The 7,745-nt window shown below is 61.9% G+C and carries 7 protein-coding genes; 1 reads left to right on the top strand and 6 read right to left on the bottom strand.

Annotated elements, in window-relative coordinates; all coding sequences use genetic code 11:
* Nucleotides 1-67: 67 nt before the first annotated feature.
* The 6 genes from rpmI to AO057_RS10900 all read right to left on the bottom strand — a co-directional run bounded on the left by rpmI (nucleotide 68) and on the right by AO057_RS10900 (nucleotide 6,766).
* Nucleotides 68-271 carry a 50S ribosomal protein L35 gene (gene rpmI / locus AO057_RS10925; RefSeq protein WP_057675808.1) on the bottom strand — a complete coding sequence of 68 codons (204 nt, stop codon included), beginning with the start codon at nucleotides 269-271 and terminating at the stop codon, nucleotides 68-70.
* 186 nt (nucleotides 272-457) lie between these two features.
* Nucleotides 458-1,054 carry a translation initiation factor IF-3 gene (gene infC / locus AO057_RS10920; protein ID WP_082605517.1) on the bottom strand — a complete coding sequence of 199 codons (597 nt, stop codon included), beginning with the start codon at nucleotides 1,052-1,054 and terminating at the stop codon, nucleotides 458-460.
* Between the two features lie 81 nt (nucleotides 1,055-1,135).
* Nucleotides 1,136-3,070, bottom strand: a complete 1,935-nt coding sequence (gene thrS / locus AO057_RS10915) for a threonine--tRNA ligase (RefSeq protein ID WP_057675806.1) — start codon at nucleotides 3,068-3,070, stop codon at nucleotides 1,136-1,138.
* A 268-nt stretch (nucleotides 3,071-3,338) separates the two neighbouring features.
* A complete protein-coding gene (locus tag AO057_RS10910; protein WP_057675804.1) occupies nucleotides 3,339-4,439 on the bottom strand; it encodes a ketopantoate reductase family protein in 1,101 nt (366 codons plus the stop codon).
* A gap of 283 nt (nucleotides 4,440-4,722) precedes the next feature.
* Nucleotides 4,723-6,042 (bottom strand): isocitrate lyase, encoded by a 1,320-nt coding sequence (aceA, locus tag AO057_RS10905; RefSeq protein ID WP_057675802.1) that lies wholly within the window; start codon nucleotides 6,040-6,042, stop codon nucleotides 4,723-4,725.
* Between the two features lie 334 nt (nucleotides 6,043-6,376).
* Nucleotides 6,377-6,766, bottom strand: a complete 390-nt coding sequence (locus AO057_RS10900; protein WP_057675800.1) for a gamma-glutamylcyclotransferase family protein — start codon at nucleotides 6,764-6,766, stop codon at nucleotides 6,377-6,379.
* 452 nt (nucleotides 6,767-7,218) lie between these two features.
* Between AO057_RS10900 and AO057_RS17520 the strand changes: the two genes are divergently transcribed.
* Nucleotides 7,219-7,701 (top strand): SWIB/MDM2 domain-containing protein, encoded by a 483-nt coding sequence (locus AO057_RS17520; RefSeq protein ID WP_082605516.1) that lies wholly within the window; start codon nucleotides 7,219-7,221, stop codon nucleotides 7,699-7,701.
* The last annotated feature ends 44 nt before the right edge of the window (nucleotides 7,702-7,745 follow it).

Raw genomic sequence — 7,745 nt, 5'->3', positions numbered from 1 at the left:
GGGGGGGGGGGGAGCCGTTACACCACGTTTGACGCGAGGCATTTGATTACTCCTTGTTCGTCGTTAATTAAATGCCTTGGCCGGGCAGCATCTGTGCCATGTGACCCATATTGGTCGCATGGACAGCTGTGGAACCCCGCAGATGGCGTTTGTTCTTGGTGGTCTTCTTGGTCAGGATGTGACGCTTGAAGGCTTGGCCGCGCTTGACGGTACCACCGGGACGAACGCGGAAGCGTTTCTTCGCCGCGCTCTTGGTCTTCATTTTGGGCATATACATGCTCCTATTACTTGTGCTCGTGAGGCGTCTGGAAACCGTTTCCAGCCTTGTAGGCCCCGAGCCACTTGTAGGCGGCGGGTTACCCCACCGCCCCCGCTGCGGGTTTCACCCCGCCGCGTTTCGGGAAGGCTTGCACCTTCCCGGCATTTCCTGCCGGTTTTGCAACCCGCAGGAAAAAACTTAACCTTGCGCTGCTTCTGCAGCAGGCTTGGGCGCCGCAGCGCCACCGGTCTTCTTCTTGCCCGGCGCGATCATCATGATCATCTGCCGGCCTTCCAGCTTGGGATACTGCTCGACGACGATCAGATCCGCCAGATCGGCGCGCATGCGGTCCAGCATGGCCATGCCGATCTCCTGGTGCGTGATCTCTCGACCACGGAAGCGCAAGGTAATCTTGCACTTGTCACCTTCTTCCAAGAAGCGCTTGATGTTGCGCAACTTGATGTTGTAGTCACCATCGTCGGTACCGGGCCGGAACTTGATTTCCTTGACCTCGATGACCTTCTGCTTCGATTTCGCCTCGGCAGCCTTCTTCTGTTCCTGGAACTTGAACTTGCCGTAGTCCATCAGGCGGCAGACGGGAGGATTCGCGGTGGCCACTGTTTCGATCAGGTCCACATCCATCTCGCCTGCCAAACGCAGGGCCTCCGTCAGGCTCACCACCCCCATGGGCTCATTCTCAGGGCCGGAAATCCGGACCTCGGTGGCCATGATTTCACGGTTCAGGCGGTGCTTGCGCTCTTCGCGCTGGCGACGATCACGAAATTCAGTAGCGATGGTTCAATTCCTTAAAACTTTGCCACCCATGGGTGGCTGAGACCGCCTTGGTACGTACCAGAAACCTGCCGTATGAGACTCTTACTGAGCCTGCTCGACTGACTTGTGAGCGATGTCTGCCGCGATGATTTGCACAAAGGCTTCGAGGGACATCACACCGAGGTCTTTGTTACCCCGGGCACGCACTGCGACGGCACCTGCTGCTTTCTCCTTGTCGCCCGCGACGAGGATGTAAGGCAGCTTCTGCATCGAATGCTCGCGTATTTTATACGTAATTTTCTCGTTCCGCAGGTCCGTCTGGACCCTAAGTTCTTGATTCGGCAACGATTTCTTCAGTTTTTGGGCGATTTCCAGGCAGTAATCGGCCTGCGCGTCGGTGATATTGAGCACCGAAACCTGCACCGGGGCCAGCCAGGTGGGCAGCGCGCCGGCGTGTTCCTCGATCAGAATCCCGATGAAACGCTCCAGGCTGCCCAGGATGGCCCGGTGCAGCATGACGGGGCGGTGGCGGTTGCCGTCTTCCCCCACGTACTCGGCGTCCAGGCGCTCGGGCATGGAGAAATCGACCTGGATGGTGCCGCACTGCCAGTGGCGGCCGATGGCGTCCTTCAGGGTGTATTCGATCTTGGGGCCGTAGAAGGCGCCGTCGCCCGGGGAGATCTCGAAGTCGCAATTGGCGGCCTTCAGGCTCTCCATCAGGGCGGCCTCGGCCTTGTCCCACAGGGCGTCGGCGCCAATGCGCTGGGCCGGGCGGGTGGCGACCTTGTAGATGATGTCGGTGAAGCCGAAGTCCTTGTAGACCTTCTGCAGCAGGGCCGTGAAGTTGACGCATTCGGCCAGGATCTGGTCTTCGGTGCAGAAGATGTGGCCGTCGTCCTGGGTGAAGCCGCGCACGCGCATGATGCCGTGCAGGCCGCCGGTGGGCTCGTTGCGGTGGCACTGGCCGAACTCGCCGAAGCGCAGGGGCAGCTCGCGGTAGCTCTTGATGCCCTGCTTGAAGATCAGGATGTGGCCCGGGCAGTTCATGGGCTTCAGGGCGTAGTCGCGCTTTTCACTCTCGGTGGTGAACATGTTGTCGCGGTACTTGTCCCAGTGGCCGGTCTTCTCCCACAGGGCCTTGTCCAGGATCTGCGGGCCCTTGACCTCCTGGTAGCCGTTGTCGCGGTAGACGCGGCGCATGTACTGCTCCACCTCCTGCCAGACGGTCCAGCCCTTGGGGTGCCAGAACACGGTGCCGGGGGAATGCTCGTCCAGGTGGAACAGGTCGAGTTCGCGGCCGAGCTTGCGGTGGTCGCGCTTCTCGGCCTCCTCCAGCATGGTCAGGTACTGCTGCAGCTCTTCCTTGCTGGCCCAGGCCGTGCCGTAGACGCGTTGCAGCATCTCGTTGCGGTGGTCACCGCGCCAGTAGGCGCCGGCCACCTTCATGAGCTTGAAGTGCTTGAGCTTGCCGGTGCTGGGCACGTGGGGGCCGCGGCACAGGTCTTCGAACTGGCCTTCACGGTAGAGGCTGACGTCTTCATTGGCCGGGATGCTGGCGATGATCTCGGCCTTGTAGTGCTCGCCCAGGCTCTTGAAATAGGCGACGGCCTCGTCGCGCGGCAGCACGCGGCGCACCACGGGCTCGTCCTTGGCGGCGAGTTCGGCCATCTTCTTCTCGATGGCGACCAGGTCTTCGGGCGTGAAGGGGCGCTTGTAGGAGAAGTCGTAGAAGAAACCGTGCTCGATGACCGGGCCGATGGTGACCTGCGCGTCGGGGAACAGCTCCTTGACGGCATAGGCCAGCAGGTGGGCGGTGGAGTGGCGGATGACTTCCAGGCCGTCGGCGTCCTTGGCGGTGACGATGGACAGGGGGCTGTCGGCCGTGATCTGGTAGCTGGTGTCGACGACCTTGCCGTTCACCTTGCCGGCCAGCGCGGCCTTGGCCAGGCCGGCGCCGATGGAGGCAGCCACTTCGGCCACGGTGACCGGGCCGGGGAAATCGCGTTTGGAACCGTCGGGTAGCGTGATCTGAACCATATCTCTCACTCGCAGAAAATGAAAAAGGCGCGGTAGAAACCGCGCCTTGTCTTGTATGTGTAGCACCTGCGCCGGGGGCGCGCGGACTAGCAACCCCTGAGGCGTTTCTCGCTGGCGGTGGTAGTTCGCGGTGTCATAACCAGGGTGCCTTTCTCGCTCTTGTGAACGGACGCAGCGTCCAAGGCGGCCATTCTAACCCGAGGGCTGCAAACAAAAACGCCAAGGGGCTGGCCCTTGGCGTTGTTGCGACAGTCGGGAGGCGTGCCGGTCAGGCGGCGACCGCCTCAGCCGCTTTTTTTGCGGCGGCCGCCTTGCGGTTGCGGTCCAGCCAGCCGTTGACCACCTTGACGGTCTCGTTGACGGACTCGTTGCTCAGGTCCTTCTGCTCGGCCACCAGCTTGACCAGCAGGTCGATGCGCTCGATATCGGTGGCACCGGCCGCCAGGGCGCGGGCCCCAGAAGACGGCTTGAGCAGGCCCTGGCCAGCGGCGGCGTACTTCTCGAAAGGCACCATGTCGTCGCGGGAAGCGCCCAGCTGCACGCACAGGTCCACCACCCAGGCGTAGATCTCACGCGACTTCTCGATATCACCGTGCACGGCGTCCTTGATGGCGCGCATGCCGTCGGCCTGCACGCAGCGGTAGTTGCCGGTGAGCAACATGGCCCACTTGGCCAGCGGCACGAAGATGGAGTCATGCACCTTGAGCTTGACCGGCAGATCCAGCGCCTCGCCGTTGACCGTGAGACGGGCGGCGGTGATGTCGGCTTCCATCTGCTCGAGCATGGCAGTGTGCGCGGGGTTGTCGAAGGCGGCCACCTTGAAGTTGGTGGGCAGGCCGACCTGCAGCACGTTGGGCTGCTCTTCCGGCGGGCGGAAGGCCTGCGGGTCGGGGCTGCACAGGGTCATCAGGCCGGGCTCGAAGTGCTCCCAGACGCTGGCGTCATGGAAGCAGGCACGCAGGGCGCTGGCGTCCAGGCCGGGAATGCGGGCCAGGTAGGGCAGCGGCGGCATGTTCATGATGGACATGCAGGGCACCTTGGCCAGGGCGATGGCCTTCATCAGTTCGCGCACGCCGCTGGCGCTGTACTGCGGCTCCTGCATGGCCAGGCAGACCAGGTCGTATTGCTCGGGCTTCACCTCGGTGGGGATGACGGCGGTGAGCTGGCCGGGCAGCTGGCGCGAGTCGATCTCGACCAGGCCTTCGCGGCCCTTGACCGGCATGCGCACGCGGGTGCCTTCGCTGTTGATCAGGTTGGCGGTGTCGCGGCGGCACACCAGGCTGACCGAGTGCCCCGCCATGAGCAGCTTGCTGGCGAGCAAGGAGCCATAAGAAGCCCCGAGGATCAGGATGTTGTATTTCTTGCTCATGATGATTAATGCCCTTGCGGGACCGTAGTTTTAGAAATCGTTTCAGCGCTGGATGCTCGACTGGAGAACGGGGCAACCGGCTCGGTATGGCGCAAATATATAAACAGCAACTAATAAGGTAAATTAAATTCTTCTAACAACAATCGTTGAAAATGTTTATTAATCTTATTGAATGAAGACATTTCCAAAAGTAATCAAAACGGTCCCGGAAATTGCACGGGGCCGACGGACCTGCGCATAGCGCAGGTGCGTCAGCCCCGTTGGCCGCTTGGGTACTTGGTACTTAGTGGAACTGCTCTTCTTCGGTGGAGCCGGTCAGCGCGGTGACGCTGGACTTGCCACCCTGGATGACGGTGGTGACGTCGTCGAAGTAGCCGGTGCCGACTTCCTGCTGGTGGGACACGAAGGTGTAACCACGGTCGCGGGCGGCGAATTCGGGTTCCTGCACGCGTTCCACATAGGCGGTCATGCCGCGCTTCACGTAGTCCTGCGAGAGGTCGAACATGTTGTACCACATGGAGTGGATGCCGGCGAGCGTGATGAACTGGTACTTGTAGCCCATGGCGCCGAGCTCGCGCTGGAACTTGGCGATGGTGGCGTCGTCCAGGTTCTTCTTCCAGTTGAAGGAGGGCGAGCAGTTGTAGGCCAGCATCTTGCCCGGGTGCACCTTGTGCACGGCGTCGGCGAACTTCTTGGCGAAGTCCAGGTCGGGCGTGCCGGTCTCGCACCACACCAGGTCGGCGTAGCGGGCGTAGGCGTTGGCGCGGGCCACGGCCTGGTCCAGGCCCTTGCGGGTCTTGTAGAAACCTTCGGCGGTGCGTTCACCGGTCAGGAAGGGCTTGTCGATCTCGTCGTAATCGGAGGTCAGCAGGTCGGCGGCTTCGGCGTCGGTACGGGCGATCACCAGGGTGGGCACGCCCATGACGTCGGCGGCCATGCGCGCGGCGATCAGCTTCTGGCAGGACTCGCGGGTGGGCAGCAGCACCTTGCCGCCCATGTGGCCGCACTTCTTGACGGAAGCGAGCTGGTCTTCCCAATGCACGCCACCGGCGCCGGCCTTGATCATGGCCTTCATCAGTTCGAAGGCGTTGAGCACGCCGCCGAAGCCGGCTTCGGCATCGGCCACGATGGGTGCGAAGTAGTCGATGTAGTCCTTGTGGCCGGCGTCGATGCCCTTGGAATGCTGGATCTCGTCAGCGCGGCGGAAGGTGTTGTTGATGGTTTCCACGACCTTGGGCACCGAGTCCACCGGGTAGAGGGACTGGTCCGGGTACATGGACGAGTAGGTGTTGTTGTCGGCGGCGACCTGCCAGCCCGAGAGGTAGATGGCCTTCACGCCGGCCTTGACCTGCTGCATGGCCTGGCCACCCGTCAGCGCGCCGAGGCAGTTGACGTAGGGCTCGCTGTGCAGCATGTCCCACAGCTTCTCGGCGGTGCGGCGGGCAATGGTGTGCTCGATGGGGAAGGAACCACGCAGGCGCACCACGTCGGCCGCGCTGTAGCCACGCTCGATGCCTTTCCAACGGGGGTTGGTGGCCCAGTCCTTTTCCAGGGCAGCGATCTGTTGCTCACGGCTGAGTTGTTCGGTCAGGGTTTGCGGCATGGTGTAACTCCTAAAGCAGTGGATGAAACCGTTCGATTCCCGGGCGGCGGTGCGGCCTGGCTCGATGGGTCTACTTTAAGTCTTGTATAAGACTTTGGAAACCTCTTGTGTCTTATACAAGACATTTATTATTTCATTACGAATCAATCACTTACGGCATTTGATTTGCAATGTGAAATTGCATATCTCGTATTGAGAAAATTTGCTGCAATGCATCAGCAGTGAATTTCAAATCATGAAACGGGGTGGGCTGGTTTTGAAATGCAGCCAGGACAGCCCGCCGCGACCCGACCCCGCACTGCCGCTGACCGGACGCGGCACGCAAAGACAGCCGTCAGCGACGCTGCAGCCAATCCCCGGCGTTGATGCGCGGCCGGCCCCGCACGCGTAACGGATCGATTTCGTAGACGAGGCAGCGCAAGGGCCGGCCGTCGAGAACGAGCTCGACGTGGCGGCGCGCGTACTCGCCGCTGGGCACGGGCGCCACCGCCTCGATCGCATCGAGCTGCCGCTCCAGCTCGGGGACGATGGCGTAGACCTCGCCCAGCACCGGGTCCGTGCCGCCCAGCACCAGGCCGGGATAGGGCCCCAGGTCGTAGAGCACGCCGCAGATGCGCGCCTGCCCCAGATAGCGCGGCGCCGGCCGCAGGCGGTTGATGTCGTTGGCTTCGCCGCGGCGCAGCGTTCCGTAGACGAAAACATGAAGGTCGGACGGGGCAGTCATGGGACAGCGGCTGACAAGGGCTCCTGAGGGCGTTCAAGCGGCTCGCCGGGCCTTTTCAGGCGACAGCGTGGGTCGCGGCGAGCGCGCCACCGGGCCGCCTTCTCGGCACACCCCGGGCGCCGCACCGCCGTCACCTCGGAGCGCGCAGAAGAAATCACGAGCGAAAAAGCGGCCTCTCCAGAGGAGAAACGGGGGTGGCAGCGGGTCAGTGCGCGCATGGTTCTCCTCTCGCCGCAGAGCGTGTTGAGCCCCTCCAGAAGGCGTCTCCAGAGGGAGAAAAGCGATTTGCAGAGCGTAGCAGCCCGAAAATCGCGATGAAAAAAACAACATCCCAGAGGGAGAAAACACACTTTTCGCTTGGAGATGCGTTTTTTCTCCTATAGCATCCGCAATACCAGAGAGGAAGCAGTTCCCTCTGGTGATTAATCAACTTCTAGAAGAGGAATTCAATCATGGCAACTGCAAAGAAGAAGGCTCCGGCCAAGAAAGCTCCGGCCAAGAAGGTCGCTGCGAAAAAGGCTCCCGCTAAAAAGGCGGTAGCGAAGAAGGCTCCGGCGAAGAAGGCCGCTGCGAAGAAGGCTCCGGCCAAGAAGCCGGCTGCGAAGAAGGCTCCGGCGAAGAAAGCCGCTGCCAAGAAGGCTCCGGCCAAAAAGGCCGCTGCGAAGAAAAAGGCTCCGGCCAAGAAGCGCACCCCCAACGCAGCTTTCATGAAGCCGCTGACCCCGAGCCCGGCTCTGGCCGCAGTGGTGGGTTCCGCTGGCCTGCCGCGTACGGAAGTCGTGAGCAAGCTGTGGGCTTACATCAAGAAGAACAAGCTGCAGGACAACGTCAACAAGCGCAACATCAACGCTGACGACAAGCTGAAGGCGATCTTCGGCAAGGCGCAAGTCTCGATGTTCGAGATGGCTGCCCTGATCGGCAAGCACCTCAAGTAATCGGTTCACCCCGCTTACGAAAAAGCCGGCTTCACAGCCGGCTT

It is taken from the genome of Curvibacter sp. PAE-UM (assembly GCF_001432305.1).
Taxonomy (GTDB): Bacteria; Pseudomonadota; Gammaproteobacteria; order Burkholderiales; family Burkholderiaceae_C; genus Hylemonella.
This window is presented reverse-complemented; position numbering and strand designations above follow the sequence as displayed.